The sequence below is a fragment of the Micromonospora sp. NPDC048947 genome (genome assembly GCF_040649495.1).
Classification (GTDB): domain Bacteria; phylum Actinomycetota; class Actinomycetes; order Mycobacteriales; family Micromonosporaceae; genus Micromonospora; species Micromonospora alfalfae.
Window position 1 is genome coordinate 127,965 of the sequence record NZ_JBEZFO010000007.1, and the last position, 17,346, is coordinate 145,310.

The 17,346-nt window shown below is 71.7% G+C and carries 15 protein-coding genes and 1 pseudogene; 7 read left to right on the plus strand and 9 right to left on the minus strand.

Annotated elements, in window-relative coordinates:
* Positions 1-57: 57 nt before the first annotated feature.
* Positions 58-303 carry a hypothetical protein gene (locus tag AB0B98_RS12675; protein ID WP_357362571.1) on the plus strand — a complete coding sequence of 82 codons (246 nt, stop codon included), beginning with the start codon at positions 58-60 and terminating at the stop codon, positions 301-303.
* Between the two features lie 66 nt (positions 304-369).
* Here AB0B98_RS12675 and AB0B98_RS12680 read toward each other — a convergent pair whose 3' ends face one another.
* Complete coding sequence (locus tag AB0B98_RS12680) at positions 370-2,829, minus strand: DNA translocase FtsK 4TM domain-containing protein (protein WP_357362573.1); 2,460 nt, start codon at positions 2,827-2,829, stop codon at positions 370-372.
* Positions 2,830-2,942: 113 nt separating this feature from the next.
* Between AB0B98_RS12680 and AB0B98_RS12685 the strand changes: the two genes are divergently transcribed.
* From AB0B98_RS12685 to AB0B98_RS12695, 3 genes are all read left to right on the plus strand, one after another.
* A complete protein-coding gene (locus tag AB0B98_RS12685) occupies positions 2,943-3,422 on the plus strand; it encodes a YbjN domain-containing protein (protein ID WP_357362574.1) in 480 nt (159 codons plus the stop codon).
* Positions 3,423-3,508: 86 nt separating this feature from the next.
* Positions 3,509-5,086 (plus strand): YbjN domain-containing protein, encoded by a 1,578-nt coding sequence (locus AB0B98_RS12690; protein ID WP_357362752.1) that lies wholly within the window; start codon positions 3,509-3,511, stop codon positions 5,084-5,086.
* 123 nt (positions 5,087-5,209) lie between these two features.
* Positions 5,210-6,265 (plus strand): LPXTG cell wall anchor domain-containing protein, encoded by a 1,056-nt coding sequence (locus tag AB0B98_RS12695; RefSeq protein ID WP_357362576.1) that lies wholly within the window; start codon positions 5,210-5,212, stop codon positions 6,263-6,265.
* A gap of 80 nt (positions 6,266-6,345) precedes the next feature.
* On the opposite strand, the gene AB0B98_RS12700 is transcribed toward AB0B98_RS12695, so the two are convergent.
* From AB0B98_RS12700 to AB0B98_RS12720, 5 genes are all read right to left on the minus strand, one after another.
* Positions 6,346-8,034 (minus strand): ribonuclease J, encoded by a 1,689-nt coding sequence (locus AB0B98_RS12700; protein ID WP_112586590.1) that lies wholly within the window; start codon positions 8,032-8,034, stop codon positions 6,346-6,348.
* Between the two features lie 52 nt (positions 8,035-8,086).
* A complete protein-coding gene (gene dapA / locus AB0B98_RS12705) occupies positions 8,087-9,013 on the minus strand; it encodes a 4-hydroxy-tetrahydrodipicolinate synthase (RefSeq protein WP_238671771.1) in 927 nt (308 codons plus the stop codon).
* Positions 9,014-9,060: 47 nt separating this feature from the next.
* Positions 9,061-9,801, minus strand: a complete 741-nt coding sequence (gene thyX, locus AB0B98_RS12710; RefSeq protein ID WP_357362754.1) for an FAD-dependent thymidylate synthase — start codon at positions 9,799-9,801, stop codon at positions 9,061-9,063.
* Positions 9,802-10,814: 1,013 nt separating this feature from the next.
* Positions 10,815-11,528 carry a DUF2752 domain-containing protein gene (locus tag AB0B98_RS12715; protein WP_357362578.1) on the minus strand — a complete coding sequence of 238 codons (714 nt, stop codon included), beginning with the start codon at positions 11,526-11,528 and terminating at the stop codon, positions 10,815-10,817.
* A 4-nt stretch (positions 11,529-11,532) separates the two neighbouring features.
* On the minus strand, positions 11,533-12,762 hold the full coding sequence (locus AB0B98_RS12720; protein ID WP_357362580.1) for a crosslink repair DNA glycosylase YcaQ family protein: 1,230 nt from the start codon (positions 12,760-12,762) through the stop codon (positions 11,533-11,535).
* Positions 12,763-12,841: 79 nt separating this feature from the next.
* Between AB0B98_RS12720 and AB0B98_RS12725 the strand changes: the two genes are divergently transcribed.
* Complete coding sequence (locus AB0B98_RS12725) at positions 12,842-13,393, plus strand: GNAT family N-acetyltransferase (RefSeq protein WP_357362582.1); 552 nt, start codon at positions 12,842-12,844, stop codon at positions 13,391-13,393.
* Here the strand turns inward: AB0B98_RS12725 and AB0B98_RS12730 are convergent.
* The gene (locus AB0B98_RS12730) at positions 13,292-14,566 is read right to left on the minus strand and encodes a glycosyltransferase 87 family protein (RefSeq protein ID WP_357362584.1); all 1,275 of its coding nucleotides are present in this window, start codon (positions 14,564-14,566) and stop codon (positions 13,292-13,294) included. The two genes, AB0B98_RS12725 and AB0B98_RS12730, sit on opposite strands and share 102 nt — an antisense overlap.
* A gap of 35 nt (positions 14,567-14,601) precedes the next feature.
* Between AB0B98_RS12730 and AB0B98_RS12735 the strand changes: the two genes are divergently transcribed.
* A complete protein-coding gene (locus AB0B98_RS12735) occupies positions 14,602-15,177 on the plus strand; it encodes a GNAT family N-acetyltransferase (RefSeq protein WP_238671766.1) in 576 nt (191 codons plus the stop codon).
* Positions 15,178-15,220: 43 nt separating this feature from the next.
* On the opposite strand, the gene AB0B98_RS12740 is transcribed toward AB0B98_RS12735, so the two are convergent.
* Positions 15,221-16,108: a carbohydrate ABC transporter permease gene (locus AB0B98_RS12740; RefSeq protein WP_204943843.1), complete on the minus strand. Its 888-nt coding sequence runs from the start codon at positions 16,106-16,108 to the stop codon at positions 15,221-15,223.
* 1 nt (position 16,109) lies between these two features.
* Positions 16,110-17,225 carry a sugar ABC transporter permease gene (locus AB0B98_RS12745; protein ID WP_357362586.1) on the minus strand — a complete coding sequence of 372 codons (1,116 nt, stop codon included), beginning with the start codon at positions 17,223-17,225 and terminating at the stop codon, positions 16,110-16,112.
* Between the two features lie 34 nt (positions 17,226-17,259).
* Here AB0B98_RS12745 and AB0B98_RS12750 point away from each other — a divergent pair.
* Positions 17,260-17,346: pseudogene (locus AB0B98_RS12750) on the plus strand (sugar ABC transporter permease); the annotation flags it as partial.

The window sequence follows — 17,346 nt, forward strand, 5'->3', positions numbered from 1 at the left end:
GCGCCCACAGTGGGTAGTGATCGATTCGTCACGACAGGCTCTCACCCGGAGGAAGACATGGCCGACATGCCGAGCACCGCCCGTCCCCGCAGCAACGCCGCCCGCATCCTCACCATCGTGGGCTTCGTCTTCGCGGTCCTGGCCCTGCTGCTCAACCCGATCATCTTCGGAGTGCTCGGCGTCATCGCTGGCGTCGTCGGCGCGGTGCTCGGTGACAAGCCGCTGGGCTGGTACGCCGCCGCGGCCAGCGTCGTCGCCGCGATCATCAGCCTGGTGATCCTCGGCGCTCTGATCAGCAACTGACCGCTCCCCCGTCGCGGGCCCGCCGGATCCCGGCGGGCCCGTCGCGCGTCCGGGGTCGAGCGCCGGTCAGTCCACGTCGCCGCGCAGGCCGGCCAGGACCTCGTCCAGCTCGTCCGGCTTGACCAGCACGTCGCGCGCCTTCGACCCCTCGGACGGACCGACCACCCCCCGGGTCTCCATCAGGTCCATCAGGCGGCCCGCCTTGGCGAAACCGACCCGCAGCTTGCGTTGCAGCATCGAGGTCGAGCCGAACTGCGAGGTGACCACCAGCTCCACCGCCTGCACCAACAGGTCCAGGTCGTCGCCGATGTCCTCGTCGATCTTCTTCTTGTTCTCCTGTGCCGGGGCCAGCACATCCTTGCGGAACTCCGGCTCACGCTGGTCCTTGCAGAACTTCACCACGTCGGCGATCTCGCGCTCGGTGACCCACGCGCCCTGGATCCGGACCGGCTTGGAGGCGCCCATCGGCAGGAAGAGCCCGTCACCGCGGCCGAGCAGCTTCTCCGCGCCCGGTTGGTCGAGGATGACCCGGGAGTCCGCGAGGGAGGAGGTGGCGAAAGCCAGCCGGGACGGCACGTTCGCCTTGATCAGACCGGTCACCACGTCGACCGAGGGACGCTGGGTGGCCAGCACCAGGTGGATGCCCGCGGCCCGGGCCAACTGGGTGATCCGGACGACGGAGTCCTCCACGTCGCGCGGCGCGACCATCATCAGGTCGGCCAGCTCGTCCACGATCACCAACAGGTACGGGTACGGACGCATCTCGCGCTCGCTGCCCGGCGGAGCCGTGATCTCGCCGTTGCGGACCTTGCGGTTGAAGTCGTCGATGTGCCGGACCCCGTTGGCGGCGAGGTCGTCGTAGCGCATGTCCATCTCGCGGACCACCCAGTCCAGCGAGTCGGCCGCCTTCTTGGCGTTGGTCACGATCGGGGTGACCAGGTGCGGGATGCCCTCGTAGCCGGTCATCTCGACCCGCTTCGGGTCGATCAGCAGCAGCCGCACCTCGTCCGGGGTGGCCCGGGTGAGGATCGACACCAGCAGGGTGTTGAGGCAGCTCGACTTGCCCGCGCCGGTGGCACCGGCGATCAGGATGTGCGGCATCTTGGCGAGGTTGGCCACCACGTAGCCGCCCTCGATGTCCTTGCCGAGCGCCACGACCATCGGGTGGTGATCGCTTGTCGCCGCGCGCGAACGCAGCACGTCGCCGAGGGCGACGTTCTCCGGGTCGGTGTTCGGGATCTCCACGCCGACGGCGCTCTTGCCCGGGATCGGACTGAGGATCCGTACGTCCGGTGACTTCACCGCGTACGCGATGTTGCGGGACAGCTGAGTGATCCGCTCGACCTTGACGCCGTGCCCCAGCTCCACCTCGTAGCGGGTGACGGTCGGGCCACGGGTGAAGCCGGTGACCGCGGCGTCCACATCGAACTGGTCGAACACGCCGGTCAGAGCGGCGATCACCTCGTCGTTCGCCTTGCTGCGGGTCTTCGCGGCGGCCCCGGCGCTGAGCATGTTGGCCGGCGGCAGGGTGTAGTCCCCGGACAGCCCGGTCAACGCGAGCTGCTCGGCACGGGTCGGGGCGGGCGAGTGCTCCGGCGGCTCGACCGACGGCTTCCGGCTGGCCGGCACCTTCGCCGGAGACTTGCGCGGCAGCACCATGGTTTCCTGGAGGTCCGCGCCGTCGACGTCCTCGAAGTCGTCCGGGTCCAGTGGTGCGGGCATCCGCTTCGCCGGTCGCTTGCGCGCCGGCTTGACGGCCACCTCGTCCGCCTCCTCATCCGCCTCCGGTGCGCCCACCAGCCCACCGGCGAGCAGACCCAGCCGCTCCGGGATCTTGTTGATCGGCGTCGCCGTCACCACGAGCAGGCCGAAGAGCAGCAGCAGGACGAGCAACGGCACCGCCACCCAGGCGGTGACCGCCCGCTCCAGCAGCCCACCGACGCCCGCGCCGACCAGACCGCCGGCGAAGTCCCGCTCCAGCGGGTCGACCGGGTCCTGACCGATCTGGAGCAGCGCGGCGGTCGACACCAGCAGCGAACCCCAGCCGATCAGCCCACGGCCCCGGTGCTCCGGATCGGCCGGCTGACGCATCAGCCGCCACGCCCCGATCATCAGCAGCACCGGTACGACAACCGAGATCGCGCCCAGGAACAGCCGGATCGTGTCGGCCAGTCGCGCGCCCACCGGCCCCGCTCCGGACAGCCAGAGCGCCACGGCGCTGAGCAGGGCGAGCCCGAACATGAGCAGCCCGGCACCATCCCGGCGGTGCTCCGGGTCGAGGTCGCGGGCCGAGGCGGCCTGCCGGCCAGCGGCGCGCACCGCCCAGCCCATCCCGTGCGCCAGCCCCATCCACAATGCACCGACCGCACGGCCGACGTAGACCGCCGGGCCGGGCCGGGGCGGCGTGGTGCGACGTCGGACCGGTGCCCTTGTGTTCTTCTTCGCCGGCTGACGGGCACGACTGTTGGTGCCACCGCGCGGCGACGCGCCGCGCCGCCGGCTCGCCTGAGAGGTACGGCCCGCCATAGAGTCACGGTAACGGTGGGGCCGGGCAGATCCCCGCTTTTCCGGGTCGTGTCCGCGCGTCGTAACACGAACCCCACCGCCGGTCGTGATATCCGCCTCAGAAGGGATGCCCCATGGCGTCGCCGGAAATCGAAGGCGATCCGGACGATCCGCTGGCCGGGCACCCCGGCGCGCTGCGTCCGCTGACCGGCGAACTGGTCGCCGCGGTGCTCGCTGCCCGGGGCCGGTCCGTCGGCCCGACCCCGGACGGCGATCTGGTGGGCACCTTCGACGACAACCTGATCTGGTTCCTCCGCGTCGGCGGGGATGGGGAGCTGCTCCAGATCCGCACAATGGTCGATCCGACCTTCGGCATCGAACGGGTGCCCGACCTGTACGCGTTCTGCAACTCCTGGAACCACGACCGGCTCTGGCCCAAGGCGTTCGTCCACGTCGCCGACGACGGCCGCGCCCGGGTGTACGGAGAGGTGATCACCGACCTGGAACGCGGCGTGACCCCACACCAGCTCGATCAACTGCTCGACTGTGGCATCTCCACCGGCTGCCAGCTGGCCGTGGCGGTCCGTCGACTGCCCGGCGCGGTGCCGTCGTGACCGGCCGGGACGACGTCACCGGCAGCCGCACCGGCACGCCACCCACCGGCTCCGGTGACCGCCTCGCGCAGGGCCGCGTACCGGCGCTGGAGGCCGCGCTCGCCGAGGCCCGGGACCTCCCCGACGGCCCGGCCCGGCAGGTGGCCCTGGAGCGGCTCGCCGAACGCGCCGACGCGGCCGGCGACGTCCGGTCCGGGATGGACGCGCGGTTCGCGCTGATCGAGGCGTACCTGCTGCACGGGGAGCGGTGGCGTCTGGTCGAGCCGGTCCGGCGCTGCCGGGCCGCCGCCGACCACCGACCCGACCTGCTCAGCGAGACGGAGACCGGGCTGCTGCTGCGTTACCAGCGGTACGCGGTCGAGGCGCTGCTCGGCACCCCCCGGGTCGGGCTGGACCAGACCCGGTCCCTGCTGCACGACCTTGCCCACCGCGTCGGCGCGGACGGCCCTGACACACCGACCGTCGCGGAGCTGCACTGCCGGATCGCCGATCACCTGGGCGACGAGCCCACCGCCCGACACTGGTACGAGCGATGGTCCGGAAAACGGCCGGGACCGGCCGGCGGCTGCCCGGGCTGCGCCTCGGCCCGGCGTGCCGAACTGCTGGCCGGCTGGGGCGAGTGGCATGCCGCGGTCACCGAGCTCGGGGAAACCGACGGCGACCCGCGGTCCTGCACCGACCAGCCCGAGCGGGACCTGGTCGCCGGTCTGCTGCCGGCACTGCGCACCGGTGAGCCGGCGCGGGCGGCGACGGCGCACGTGCGGGCGTACCGCCGGCACCGCCGGGAGCGCGCGGCGTTCCCGCACCTCGCCGCGCACCTGCGATTCTGCGCGCTGGGCGGGCACCTGGAGCGCGGGCTGGCCATTCTGGTCGAGCAGCTGCCCCGGTTGGACCGGCCGACCGACGACCTCGCCGCCATGGAGTTCGCCGCCGCCGGGGCACTGGTCTGCGGGCTGGCAGCCGACGCGGGGCTGGGCGGGCGGACGATGCCCCGACCGGCGTACGGCGAGCGGACTGCCACCGAGTTGGACGTCGCCACGCTCGGGGCGCTGCTGCTCGGGGTGGCCAACGAGTTGGCCGGCAGCTTCGACGCGCGCAACGGCACGGGGCACCACTCCGGACGGATGGCCGCCTGGCTGGCCGAACGCCCGCTCGCGGCGCCGGTCCCGCTGCCCACCGACGACGAACCTGACGGGCCCGACGACGATCGGGCCGACGTCCAGGCCGACGCCGACGCCGAGCCCGAGCTGGGCGAACGCGAGTTGTCCGCGCTTTCCCTCGCCATGATCACCGGGATCCTGGACGGGCGCGGCGACCGGTACCTGGTGGACGAGGGCGAGACGGTTGTCGGCCACTGGGAGGGGACGGTGATCCAGTTCCGGCGGGCCGGTGAGCGCGGCGAGGTGCTGCACGCCCGCGCCATGGCCAACCGCCGGCTACCGGCGGCCCGCCGCGCCGAGGCGTACGCCTTCTGCAACGCCTGGAACCACGACCGGCTGCTGCCCAAGGCGTACGCGCACGACCTCGGCGACGAGTTGGTGCTGGCCGGCGATGTGGCCACCGACCTGGCGCACGGGGTCGCCCCGGCGCAGTTGCGGATCCTCATGGACGCCGCCATCGCCACCGGCATCGCGTACGCCGAGGCGGTCGCCGCGCTGCCCTGATTCGCCAGTGGCGCCAACGGTTGCAGTTGCCGCGCGACTGCACGACATCCGACAGCTCGCAACCGGGAGAACGGCACCGGGGTGATATCGCCGTCAGCCCACCGCAACCCCTCGGGAGTCGTCATGAACCGCCCGCTCCGGTCCGGCATTCTCGGTGCCGCCGTGCTCGCCCTGTCCGCCCTCGCCACCCCGACCGTTGCCGGTGCCGCCCCTGCGAAGCCGACCGTCTCGCCGAGCACGACGGCCGGGAGCGCCGCGCCGACGATCCTGGCCCGGGCCGACATCGTCTTCCTGGGCGGCGACCCGTGGCACCCGTCGGGTCCGCTGGAGGTCACTGTCGTCAACGAGGGTGCGGCAGCGGCGAAGGGCTTCTTCGTGCTCCGCCTGCCACAGGATGCCGACCTGACCGCTGGCGGCGACTGCCGGGCCGGCGACGGTGCGCCGAGGACCTGGGTCTGCGGCGGCGCGGAACTGCCCGCCGGAGGCGATCGGACGTACCGCATGACGGTCACCTCATCGGCTGCGCAGCCGGTCTTCGGGGTGACCGAGTGGGGTTCCGTCGCCGGTCAGGACGCCACTGGCCGCGCCGACCGACCCACCGACTTCCGGATCAACTGGCCGGACCGCACGACGCTGCGGCTACGGGCCACCGCCGGCCCGGTCGTCGACGGTGCCGCGACCATCCGGGTCCTGGTCACGAACACCGGCACGTTCGACATCGGCGGGTACTCGTTGAACGTCGCCACCCCGGACGGTGTGCGGGTGACCGCACCGGGGTGCTCCGACAGCGGCCGGATGAACGGTGTGGGCTGCGAGATCCTGCGCGATCGCCGCCTCGCCGACGGCGCCACGGACAGCTTCGACGTGCGGATGGCGGCCACTGGCGGCACGAAGAGCGTTCGGCTCTGGCTCGCGCCCACCAACCGGTACACCAACCCGGACACCTCGGTGACGCTCCGCCTGACCGGCGGCGGATCCGGAGGCGGCGGCGTGGCAACCACCGCGCCACCGGCCGACCCGACCACACCAGCGACCACGGCACCGGCCACGCCCGCCGTGGAGGCGACGGAACTGCCGCGCACCGGCACGACCACCATCGTGTACGGCCTGATCGGCGTGTCGCTGCTGGCCCTCGGCGGCGGACTGCTGCTCCTGCGACGCCGGCTCCAGCGCGGCTGACCCGCAACGGCGAGCCCGATCGGGAAACCGGCGATGCCCGCCCGCACCTCGTGTGCGGACGGGCATCGTGACGCGTGCGGTCAGACCTCGACGACTGTGGGCACGATCATCGGCCGACGACGGTACTTGTCGTTGACCCACCGCCCCACCGTCCGCCGGACGATCTGCTGAAGCTGGTGCGGGTCGGTGATGCCGTCCGCCGCGGCCCGGTTGAGCGCCTCGGTGACCAGCGGCACCACCGGGTTGAACGCCTCCGGGTCCTCGGAGAAGCCCTTCGCGGAGAGCGTCGGGCCGGCGACCACCTTGCCGGTGACCGAGTCGACGACCACGGTGGTGGCGATGAAGCCGCCGTCACCGAGGATCCGCCGTTCGGTGAGCAGCGACTCGCTGACGTCACCGACGGCGAGGCCGTCCACGTAGACGTACCGGCTCTTCACGTGCCCGACCAGGCTGGCGCGGCCCTCGACCAGGTCGACCACGTCGCCGTCCTCGCAGAGCACCACCCGATCGGCGGCGACACCGGATTCGATGCCGAGCCGGGCGTGGGCGCGCAGGTGACGCCACTCGCCGTGCACGGGCATCAGGTTGCTGGGCCGGACCACGTTGAGCAGGTAGAGCAGTTCCCCGGCGGGGGCGTGCCCGGAGACGTGCACCTTGGCCACGTCCTTGTGCACGACCACCGCGCCGGCCCGCGCGAGCCGGTTGATCACCCGGTAGACCGAGGTCTCGTTGCCGGGCACCAGTGAGGAGGCCAGCACGACCGTGTCACCGGGGGCGATCGTGATGTGCCGGTGGTCGCCGCTGGCCATCCGGCCCAGCGCGCTCATCGGCTCACCCTGTGAACCGGTGGACATCAACACGATCTGCTCCGGCGGCAGCGTGGTCGCCTCCTCGATCCCGATGACCAGGCCGGCCGGGATGTTGAGCAGGCCGAGGTCCCGGGCGATGCCCATGTTGCGGACCATGGACCGGCCGATCAGCGCGACCTTGCGGCCGTGCTCGGCTGCGGAGTCGAAGACCTGCTGCACGCGGTGCACGTGCGAGGCGAACGAGGCCACGATGATCCGGCCCTTGGCCTTCGCGAAGATCGAGTCGAGCACCGGGCCGATCTCCCGCTCCGGGGTGACGAACCCGGGGATCTCCGCGTTGGTGGAGTCGGACAGCAGCAGGTCGACGCCTTCGGCGCCGAGCCGGGCGAAACCGGCCAGGTCGGTGATCCGGCCGTCCAGCGGCAGCTGGTCCATCTTGAAGTCGCCGGTGTGCAGCACCAGGCCGGCGGGGGTGCGGATGGCCACCGCGAGGGCGTCCGGGATCGAGTGGTTGACGGCGAAGAACTCACACTCGAACGGGCCGAGCCGCTCACGGCCGCCCTCCCGCACGGTCAGCGTGTACGGCTGGATCCGCCGCTCGGCCAACTTCGCCTCGACCAGGGCGAGGGTGAACTGTGAGCCGACCAGCGGGATGTCGGGCTTGTGGGCGAGCAGGTACGGCACCGCGCCGATGTGGTCCTCGTGGCCGTGCGTCAGCACGATCGCCTGGACGTCGGCGAGCCGGTCCAGGATCGGGCCGAAGTCGGGCAGGATCAGGTCCACACCGGGCTGTTCGACGTCGGGGAAGAGCACCCCGCAGTCGACGATCAGCAACTTGCCGTCGTACTCGAAGACGGTCATGTTCCGGCCGATGGCGCCGAGCCCGCCGAGCGGGATGATCCGCAGGCCGCCCTCCGGCAGCGGCGGGGGTAGTTCCGCCTCGATGTGCGCCTCGGTCACGCGTCCACCTCGTTCTGCGACGCCGTTACTCGACGTCCATCGTGTCGTTCGTTCATTCGGGCAGCTCCAGGCCCGCTGCCGCGAAGTCCGCGCGCAGCTGGGCGATCTCGTCGTCGGTGGCGTCCACGAGCGGGGGTCGCACCGGGCCGGCCGGCAGGCCCAGCGATGCCAGGCCCGCCTTCACCAGGATCGCGCCCTGGGTACGGAAGATGCCGGTGAACAGCGGCAGCAGCCGCCGGTGCAGGGCCAGCGCGGCCGGCATGTCCCCCGCGTCGTACGCCTCGATCATCTGTGCGGTCAGCGCCCCGGTGAAGTGTGTCGAGGTGCCGACCACGCCCACGCTGCCGACGGCCAGCGCCGGCAGGATGAGGGCGTCCTCGCCGCTGTAGAAGGCGAGGCTGGTCCGGCTGGTGACCCAACTGGTGGCGGTCAGGTCGCCCTTGGCGTCCTTGACCGCGACGATCCGACCGTGTTCGGCGAGCCGGACCAACGTCTCGGTGTCGATCGGCACGCCGGAGCGGTGCGGAATGTCGTACAGCATCACCGGCAGGCCGGTGGCGTCGGCCACCGCGGTGAAGTGGCGCAGCAACCCGCTCTGCGGCGGCTTGTTGTAGTACGGGGTGACCACCAACAGGCCGTGCGCGCCCGCCTTCTCGGCGGCGGCAGCCAGCTCGATGGTGTGCCGGGTGTCGTTGGTGCCAACGCCCGCGACCACCTTGGCACGGTCACCGACGGCCTCCACCACAGCCCGGATCAGGTGTTCCTTCTCCGCGTCGGTGGTGGTCGGCGACTCACCGGTGGTGCCGTTGACCACCAGCGCGTCGTTGCCCTGCTCGTCGACCAGGTGGCTGGCCAGCCGGGCGACGCCGTCGAGATCGAGGGAACCGTCCGGGGTGAACGGGGTCACCATGGCTGTGAGAAGCCGGCCGAAGGGGCGGGACGCCGGGCGGGACGCGGCGTCGAGGTGGTCGTGCGTCATACCCTCCAACCTAGCGGACGACCAGCCGGGGCCCGCCGGGGAAGGGCTCAGGACGCCTCGTGCGGGCTGGCCGCCACTTCGGTGCCGTCCGGCAGCGTGGTGATCGCGAAGTCGGCGAACACGTTCGGGGCGACCCCCTGGAGCTGGCGCAGGCACTCCACGGCCAGCTCACGGATCTCCACGTCGGCGTGCTCGGTGGCGCGCATCGCGATGAAGTGCCGCCAGGCCCGGTAGTTGCCGGAGACCACGATCCGGGTCTCGGTGGCGTTGGGCAGCACCGCGCGGGCCGCCTGCCGGGCCTGCTTGCGGCGCAGCGTCGGGTTCGGCTCGTCGGAGAAGCGCTGCTCGAGGCCCTCCAGCAACTCGGTGTACGCCCGAACGCTCGCCTCGGCGGCCTCCACGAACTTCTTGTGCAGCTCAGGGTCGTCGGCGATGACGACCGGCTCGACCATTGCCGCGTCCCGCTCCGGGACGTAGCGCTGCGACAGCTGGGAGTACGAGAAGTGCCGGTGCCGGATCAGCTCGTGGGTGAACGAGCGGGACACCCCCGTGAAGTAGAAGGTGACCGACCCGTGCTCCAGCACCGAGAGGTGCCCGACCTCGAGGATGTGCGCCAGGTAGCCGGCGTTGGTGGCGGTCGCCGGGTTCGGCTTCTTCCACGACTGGTAGCAGGCCCGACCGGCGAATTCGGCCAGCGCCTGGCCGCCCTCAGCGTCGGTCGACCACGGCACGTCGTCCGGGGCCGCGAATTGGGTCCACGCGATCAACTTGACCTGGGGCTGCACCATGTCCGGCATTCCTGGGACTTTAGTGGTGGGGTGCCGCCCAACCCAACTCAGGCGCGCCCCGTGCAATGTCGATCACTCAGACAGCACCGAATCCGCCGCCGCCCCCGGGACGTTGTCCGAGACGGGCCCGAGGTCTGGGTCTGGGTCCGAGATCCGGGTCCGGGTCCGGGTCCGGGTCCGAGATCCGGGTCCGGGTCCGGGTCCGAGATCCGGGTCCGGGTCCGAGATCCGGGTCCGAGGTCCGAGGCATCGTCATCGAGGCCGGGGCGGACAGTTCCATTGGCGTCCTTTGGAGCTGAATCGTTGGCGACATCAGCCCCGGCGGGTGGGCTACCGAAGCCGGCGGCCGAGGCCCGAGCGCCGCTCCCCCAAGCGACCCGAGCGCGCCAAGCGACCCGAGCGCGCCAAGCGACCCGAGCGCGCCAAGCGACCCGAGCGCGCCAAGCGTGCTGAGCGCGCCAAGCGTGCTGAGCGCGCCGAGCGACCGGGGCCCGAACGAGCCGAGCGACCAGGGCCCGAGCGGCCTCGCAGCCGTCTCCGCTCGCAAGATCGCGCAACATCATGGAAGTAGTGGCATCCGTCGCGCCCGACCCCACTACATCCAGGATCGAGCGCGATCTTGGGGCGAGGCGCGTCGGGCCGCCGTGCGCCGCAGACGCGGCTGTGCGGCTGTGCGGCTGTGCGGCTGCTCAGTGGGTGATCGACACGGGTTCCTGAAAGTCGCGCTATCCGGGTCGGGTGGATGGTCCGATTTCCCGGATGCCGAGTCGATCATGGGTGATGGGCGCGCTGGAGGAGTCCCACTGATGTCGTAAACGAATCAGGTCCAAAGGACGCCCGAACAGCGCCATCCGGCCGAGCCCCGGCATCCGCGCAGCGGCGCGTCCGGGGAGCAGCGCGTCCGGGGAGCAGCGCGTCCGGGGAGCAGCGCGTCCGGGGAGCAGCGGCGCGGCCGGTGCGGCACGTCCGACGGGGGCGCGGTCAGACAGCAGCGCGCCAGACGGGGGACGCGGTCAGACGTAGAGCGAGGTGAACGGCGCCCAGGGCAGGTTGCGTAGCACCGAGAAGGCCAGCCACGCGGCCAGGAAACCGCCGATGACCTTCGAGCTGATCCGCAGCTCGGGCAGTCGCCAACCGAACGCCTGGTTCCCCGCCCAGGCCACGAAGAGGTACGCGAGGAACGGCAGCGCGAAGACGAACAGGAAGTGGTGCCGGGCGGCGGCCGGCAGGTCGCCGTGCAGCACGTACCAGAGCGCGCGGGTGCCGCCACAGCCCGGGCAGTCCAGCCCGGTGGTCAACTTGAGCAGGCAGGTGGGCGCTGCGTCCGGGTCGGCGTAGGTCGGGTTGCTGAGCAGCGCGTAGCTCATGCCGATGGCGACGCAGCCGACTGCGGCCAGCGGCACTGCCCAGCGCGGGGAACGTTCGTAGAGTCGCAACACGAACCGGGTGAGCCGGTCCGGCTCGGGCGCCGGGTAGCCGCCCGGCGGGGTGGTCGGCCAACCCTCCGGACCCGAGCCACCGGGACCGAAACCGCCCGGACCGAAACCGCCCGGACCGAAACCGCCAGGACCCGCGCCGCCGGGACCGAACCCGCCGGGACCCGCGCCGGCGGGAACGAAACCGCCGGGATCCGAGCCGGCGGGACCCGTTCCACCGTCGGCCGGCGCCGTGTGGACCGCGCCGGGGGCGGGGTGCGGCTGGTCGACCGGTCCGGGAGCGCTCGTCACGCGCTCACGGTACACCGGACACGCCGGCCAACGCGGCGGTGAGCGGACCGGCCAGATCGCCGGCCGCTGGTGGGGCCACCGCGTCCAGGCCGAGCCAGCCGGCGAGGCGGTACAGCTCGGCGGCGAGCGCGACGGCGGTCTCCCCCGGGTCGGCGCCGGGTTCGAGCCAGGCGGCCGGCACCAGCAGCACCCCGGCCTTCCGGTCGGCCTTCAGATCGACCCGGGCGGTGAACCGGTCGCCCTGCAGGAACGGCAGCACGTAGTAGCCGTAGACCCGCTGTGGCGCCGGGACGTAGATCTCGATCCGGTAGCTGAAGTTGAACAGTCGCTCGGTGCGGGCACGTTCCCAGATCAGCGGATCGAAGGGGCTGACCAGTGTGTTGCCCCGCACCCAGCGGGGCAGCCGGGCGGACGTGTGCAGCCAGGCCGGCTGCCGCCAGCCCGACACGGTGACCGGCACCAACTCACCGGCCTCGGTCAGCTCCGCGACGGCCTGCCGGGCGCCGGCCAGCGGCAACCGGAAGTAGTCGCGCAGCTCGGGCTCGGCGGCGACCCCGAGGGACCGCGCGGCGAGGGAAACCAGCGTCCGGTACGCCTCGGCGTCGGTGGGTGTGGGCGCGGCCAGCACTGCTGCGGGCAGCACCCGCTCGGGCAGGTCGTAGCGGCGGGCGAAGGAGGTGCTGCGCTCGGCGGCGGTCACCTCCCCGGCCCAGAACAGGAACTCCAACGCCCGCTTGACCGCCGACCAGTTCCAACCCCAGTTGCCGGTCTCGCGGGGAGCGTCGTGCTCGATCTCGGCGGCGGTCAGCGGCCCCCGGGCGGCCACTTCGTCTCGCACCCAGGCGACCAGCTCGGGCTGCTCCTGGGCGATCCGCCGCATGCCGCCCCAGGATTCGCTGTGCGCGCGGGCCATCCGCCAGCGCAGCATCGGGTGCAGCTCCACCGGGACCAGCGACGCCTCATGGCCCCAGTATTCGAACAGCTCACGCGGGCGTCGGTAGGCGGCCTGGTCGAGCAACGTGGTCGGGTAGGGCCCGAGCCGGCTGTAGAGCGGCAGGTAGTGCGCCCGTTGCAGCACGTTTACCGAGTCCATCTGGATCAACCCGACCCGGCCCAGCACGCGACGCAGGTGCCGGCGGGTGGGCACGCCCGTCGGCGCCGGGTCGGCGAAGCCCTGGGCGGCGAGCGCCACGCGGCGGGCCTGGGCGAGCGAGAGCGATTCCGGTGCGGTCATCGTCGGCGACATTAATTCATCGGTACGACGCCGGTGCGGGAAGCTGGACGTGACGACCAACGGGGCATAGAACGGTGCAATGCTGACCATCCGTCGGGAGGAGCCGGACGACGCCGAGGCGGTCGCCCGGGTACACGTGCACGGCTGGCAGTCGGGCTACGCCGGCTTCATGCCGGACGAGGTGCTCGGGCGGCTCAACGTGGTGGCCTGGGCGCAGCGTCGTCGCGACGTCGGCACCGCCGATCCGGAACACCCGTTCACCACAGTGCTCGGCGAGGTGGACGGGTTGGTAGTGGGCTTCACCACCTTCGGGCCGTACCGTCGCAACCAGGACCGGGACGACCTGGACCCGACGGTCGGCGAGGTGGTGGCGCTCTACGTGGAGCCGGCCCACTGGGGTGACGGGACCGCGGCGGCGTTGCTCGACGCGGCCCGGAGCGGGCTCAGCGAGCGGGGTTGGGCCGGCTACCGGGCGTGGGTGCTGGCGGACAACCGGCGGGCCCGGCGCTTCTGCGAGCGCGTCGGCCTGTCACCGGACGGTGAGCGGTCGACCTACCAGGTGCCGCTGGCCGGTGGGGGCCCGCCGGTCGGGCTGGTCGAGCTGCGGTACGCCGGACGCCTCGACCGCTGACCCGTTCGGGGTCAGCCACCGGCGGATCGGCAGGAAGGCCAGCAGCGCCAGACTGACCCACACGTAGGCGTTGCTGCCCAGGAAGCCGTCGACGCCGGTGAAGTCCTTCTCCCAGAGCCAGACGGTCCGGCTGATCAGCACCGCGTACCCGATGGTCGCGGCGGCCAGCAGGACCTGCCGTCGGCGGCCGGCCGGCGCGGCCATCGCGTTGTCGACAAGCAGGATCAGGGCGGGCAGCAGCCAGACCAGGTGGTGCACCCAGGTGACCGGGCTGACCAGGCACATCACCGCGCCGGTCAGCGCCAGGCCGGTGGCCTCGTCGCCGGCCGCGACGGCGGCCCGGGAGCGCCAGGCCCAGAGTGCCAGGGTGCCGAGCACGAGCAGCAGCCACAGCACTGTGTTCGGGTGCTCCGGGTCGAGCCGGGCGACCACCCCGCGCAGCGACTGGTTGGAGACGAAGGCCAGTTCGCCCACCCGCCCGGTGTTCCACAGCGCCTCGGTCCAGAACTCCCGGGACGCGTCAGGGAAGAGTGCGGCGGCCAGCAGCGACACACCGGCGGCCGTGCCGCTGGCGGTGAGCGCCGCCCGCCACCGCCCGGTCACGAGCAGGTAGACGATGAACACGCCAGGGGTCAGTTTGATCGCCGTGGCGAGGCCGATGCCGACACCGGCCCACCGGTTTCCGGCCGGCAGCAGCCGCAGCAGGTCCACCGCCACCAGGAAGAGCAGCAGCGTGTTGACCTGGCCGAAGTTGACAGTCTCCCGCATCGGTTCGAACGCGGCGGCCAGGCAGAGCGCCACGGCGAGGGCGAACCACCGGGTCCAGCCGGCGCGGCGGGCGATCGGGTCGACCAGCCACCAGATCAGCACCGCCGTGGTGGCCACGCTGGCGAGCACGCTCACCACGATCGCGGCCGTCCACGGCAGGTACGCCATCGGCAGCATCACCAGCGCGGCGAACGGCGGATAGGTGAAGCCGTACTGGGTGCCCGGCTTGAGGTAGTCGTAGATCTCCCCGCCGTCGTGCACCCACCAGGTCAACGCGCCGTAGTAGACCTTCAGGTCGAAGAACCCGTGCCGGACGGCGGCGACGGCGAGGAACCCGGTGACCGCCGCGGCGAGCACCACCACCCCGACGACCTGCGCGGTTGTCCTGTTGGCACCCTGCGCCACCGTCGTCTCCCTCGCCCTGCGTAGGCTTCCGTCCCATGGCTCTCGGGTACGTCCGCCCGGCGCGTCCCGAGGACGCCGGCGAGATCGCACGCATCCAGCTCGCGACCTGGCGGGTCGCGTACCGCCGGATCCTGCCTCGGCATGTGCTCGACAACCTGGACGAGGCGTTCCTCGCCCGGCGGTGGAGCGCCGCGGTGCTGGAGCCGCCCTCGGGCGCGCACCGGGTGCTGGTCGCCGTCGAACAGGCCGAGCAATCGTATCTGGTGGGGTTCGCCGCCTCCGGCCCGGCCGACGGCGAGGCGTTGGCCCCGGGTGAGCCGGCCGAGGCGCTCGGCCCGGACGTGGCGGCGGTGACCGACCTGCTGGTGGAGCCGCGGTGGGGCCGGCGCGGGCACGGCAGTCGGCTGCTCGCGGCCGCCGTCGACCTGTGGCGGGAGGACGGGATGAGTCGGGCGGTGGCCTGGGCGTTCGAGGGTGACGAGGCGACCCGGAAGTTCCTGACCAGCACCGGTTGGGAGCTCGACGGGGCGGCCCGGGCGCTGGACGTCGACGACATGCTGGTGCCTCAGGTGCGCCTGCACGTGGCCGTTCCGGCCGAGAAGGTCGAGTGACAGGTGCGGCGGTCCCGAGGTCGGGGCCGCCGCACCGACCGGATCAGCCCTTGTCGGAGCCGTCGTTGGCGTCGCGGACGAAGTACCGCTGGAACACCACGAAGATGATCGCCACCGGGATGGTGGCCAGCAGCGCGGCGCCGAGCTTGAGCGGGTACTGGGTGCCCTTGCCGAGCGAGCCGCTGACCAGGTCGGCCAACCCGCGCGGCAGGGTGAACAGGTCCGGGTCCTGCACCGACACCAGGCTGTGCGGGAACTCGTTCCAGGAGCCCTGGAACGACAGGATGGTGAGGGTGATCAGCGCCGGTTTCGCCATCGGCAGCACCACCGACCAGAAGGTACGGAAGATGCTCGCCCCGTCGATCCGGGCGGCCTCCTCGACACTCACCGGAATCGACTCGAAGAACTGTTTCATGATGAACACGCCCGCCGCGTCGGCCAGCAGCGGCACCACCAGACCGGCGTAGCTGTTGTAGAGGCCAAGTTGGTTGAGCACCAGGAACTTCGGGATCAGCAGCACCACCCCGGGGACCGCCATCACCGCGATGACGGCGGCGAAGAGTCCGCCCCGGCCGCGGAACCGCAGCCGGGCCAGCGCGTACCCGGCGAGCGAGTCGAAGAAGACCCGGCCGATGGTGACCAGCACCGTCACCAGCAGTGAGTTGCCCAGCCACAGCGGGAAGTTGGTGCCGGCGAAGATCCGTTCGAAGCCGGCCAGCGTGAGCGGGTCCGGGAACGGTGAGAGCGGGTTCGCCGCGGCGTCGGGCTCGGTCTTGAGCGCGTTGCCGATCTGGATGACGAACGGGTAGAGGAACACCAGCCCGAAGAAGACCAGTGTGGCGTACCCCAGGAAGCGGGTGGCCAGGGTGCGGGCCGCGCGCTGGTGACGCCGGGCGGGCGTCGCCGCCGGGCGGTCGGTGAGCACTGCCATCTCAGGACCTTTCCGGTACGCGCCGACGCCGCCAGCCGCGGCGCAGCCGGTCGGTGTTCCGCTCGGCCAGCGCCCGGCGCTGGATCAGTGTGAGCACGATGATGATCAGGAACAGCACGAACGAGATGGCCGCGCCGGAGCCGTAGTCGAAGTCCCGGAAGGCGGTCCGGTACGACAGGTACGCCGGGGTGAGCGTGGTCTTGGCCGGGTCGCCCTGGCTCATCACGTACACCTGGTCGAAGACCTGCCAGGAGCCGATCATGCCGAGGGTGAGCACCAGGAACATGGTGGGCCTGATCATCGGCAGGGTGACGTACCGGAAGCGCTGCCATCGGGACGCGCCGTCGAGGGTGCTCGCCTCGTCCAGGGTTACCGGCACGTTCTGCAACCCGGCCAGGAACATCAGCATGAAGGTGCCGGAGGTGGTCCAGACGACCAACGTGATGATCGAGATCATCGCCACGCTCGGGCCGGCCAGCCAGTCCCACCAGGTCAACCCGAACGGGCCGCCGTCGGCCAGTGCCGCCGGTGGCGAGTCGACGCCGACCGCGCCGAACAACAGGTGCAGCACCCCCCGGGAGTCGGCGAACCACTCCGGGCCGTCGATCCCGACGAAGCCGAGCAGCGCGTTCACCGCGCCGGAGTTGGCGAAGAGGAACAGGAACACCACGCTGATCGCGACCGAACTGGTCACCGAGGGGAAGTAGAAGGCGCTGCGGAAGAAGCTCTTGCCTTTGAGTATCCGGTTGTTGACTACCAACGCCAGCCCGAGCGCGAGCACCGTCTGCGCCGGCACCACTATCGCCACGTAGTAGATGTTGTTGCGGATGCTGGTCATGAAGTCGCGGCGGGCCAGCCCGTCCTCGGTGAACAACTGGGTGTAGTTGTGCCCGCCGACGAACGGGACGTCGCCGGTGAAGGGGCTGCCCTGGCCGTTCCAGTCGGTCAGGCTGACCCAGAGCGCCATCAGGATCGGCAGCAGCAGGAACAACCCCAGGATGACGATCACCGGCGCGACGAAGAGCCAGCCGGCGAGGTTCTCGTTGCTGCGGATGCTTCCAGTGCGTCGGCGCGGGCCGCGCGCGGTCGCCACGGCGGTCAGTGTCTCGGTTGCCATCTTTCCTCCCTCCCTTCCTCTCTCCGGCCGGTGTGCGGCGGCCGCGATGGTCGACTGGCGGTGGACCGGCTACAACGCGCTGATCCTGCTGGCCGCGATGCAGGCCATCCCCCGCGACCTG

Bases quoted from the DNA above. Each gene is read 5' to 3' on its own strand.
- AB0B98_RS12735 (WP_238671766.1), top strand. From the start codon at position 14,602: ATGGCTCTCGGGTACGTCCGCCCGGCGCGTCCCGAGGACGCCGGCGAG.
- AB0B98_RS12685 (WP_357362574.1), top strand. From the start codon at position 2,943: ATGGCGTCGCCGGAAATCGAAGGCGATCCGGACGATCCGCTGGCCGGG.
- AB0B98_RS12720 (WP_357362580.1), bottom strand. From the start codon at position 12,762: ATGACCGCACCGGAATCGCTCTCGCTCGCCCAGGCCCGCCGCGTGGCG.
- AB0B98_RS12695 (WP_357362576.1), top strand. From the start codon at position 5,210: ATGAACCGCCCGCTCCGGTCCGGCATTCTCGGTGCCGCCGTGCTCGCC.
- AB0B98_RS12745 (WP_357362586.1), bottom strand. From the start codon at position 17,225: ATGGCAACCGAGACACTGACCGCCGTGGCGACCGCGCGCGGCCCGCGC.
- AB0B98_RS12680 (WP_357362573.1), bottom strand. From the start codon at position 2,829: ATGGCGGGCCGTACCTCTCAGGCGAGCCGGCGGCGCGGCGCGTCGCCG.
- thyX (WP_357362754.1), bottom strand. From the start codon at position 9,801: ATGGTGCAGCCCCAGGTCAAGTTGATCGCGTGGACCCAATTCGCGGCC.
- AB0B98_RS12725 (WP_357362582.1), top strand. From the start codon at position 12,842: ATGCTGACCATCCGTCGGGAGGAGCCGGACGACGCCGAGGCGGTCGCC.
- AB0B98_RS12740 (WP_204943843.1), bottom strand. From the start codon at position 16,108: ATGGCAGTGCTCACCGACCGCCCGGCGGCGACGCCCGCCCGGCGTCAC.
- dapA (WP_238671771.1), bottom strand. From the start codon at position 9,013: ATGACGCACGACCACCTCGACGCCGCGTCCCGCCCGGCGTCCCGCCCC.
- AB0B98_RS12675 (WP_357362571.1), top strand. From the start codon at position 58: ATGGCCGACATGCCGAGCACCGCCCGTCCCCGCAGCAACGCCGCCCGC.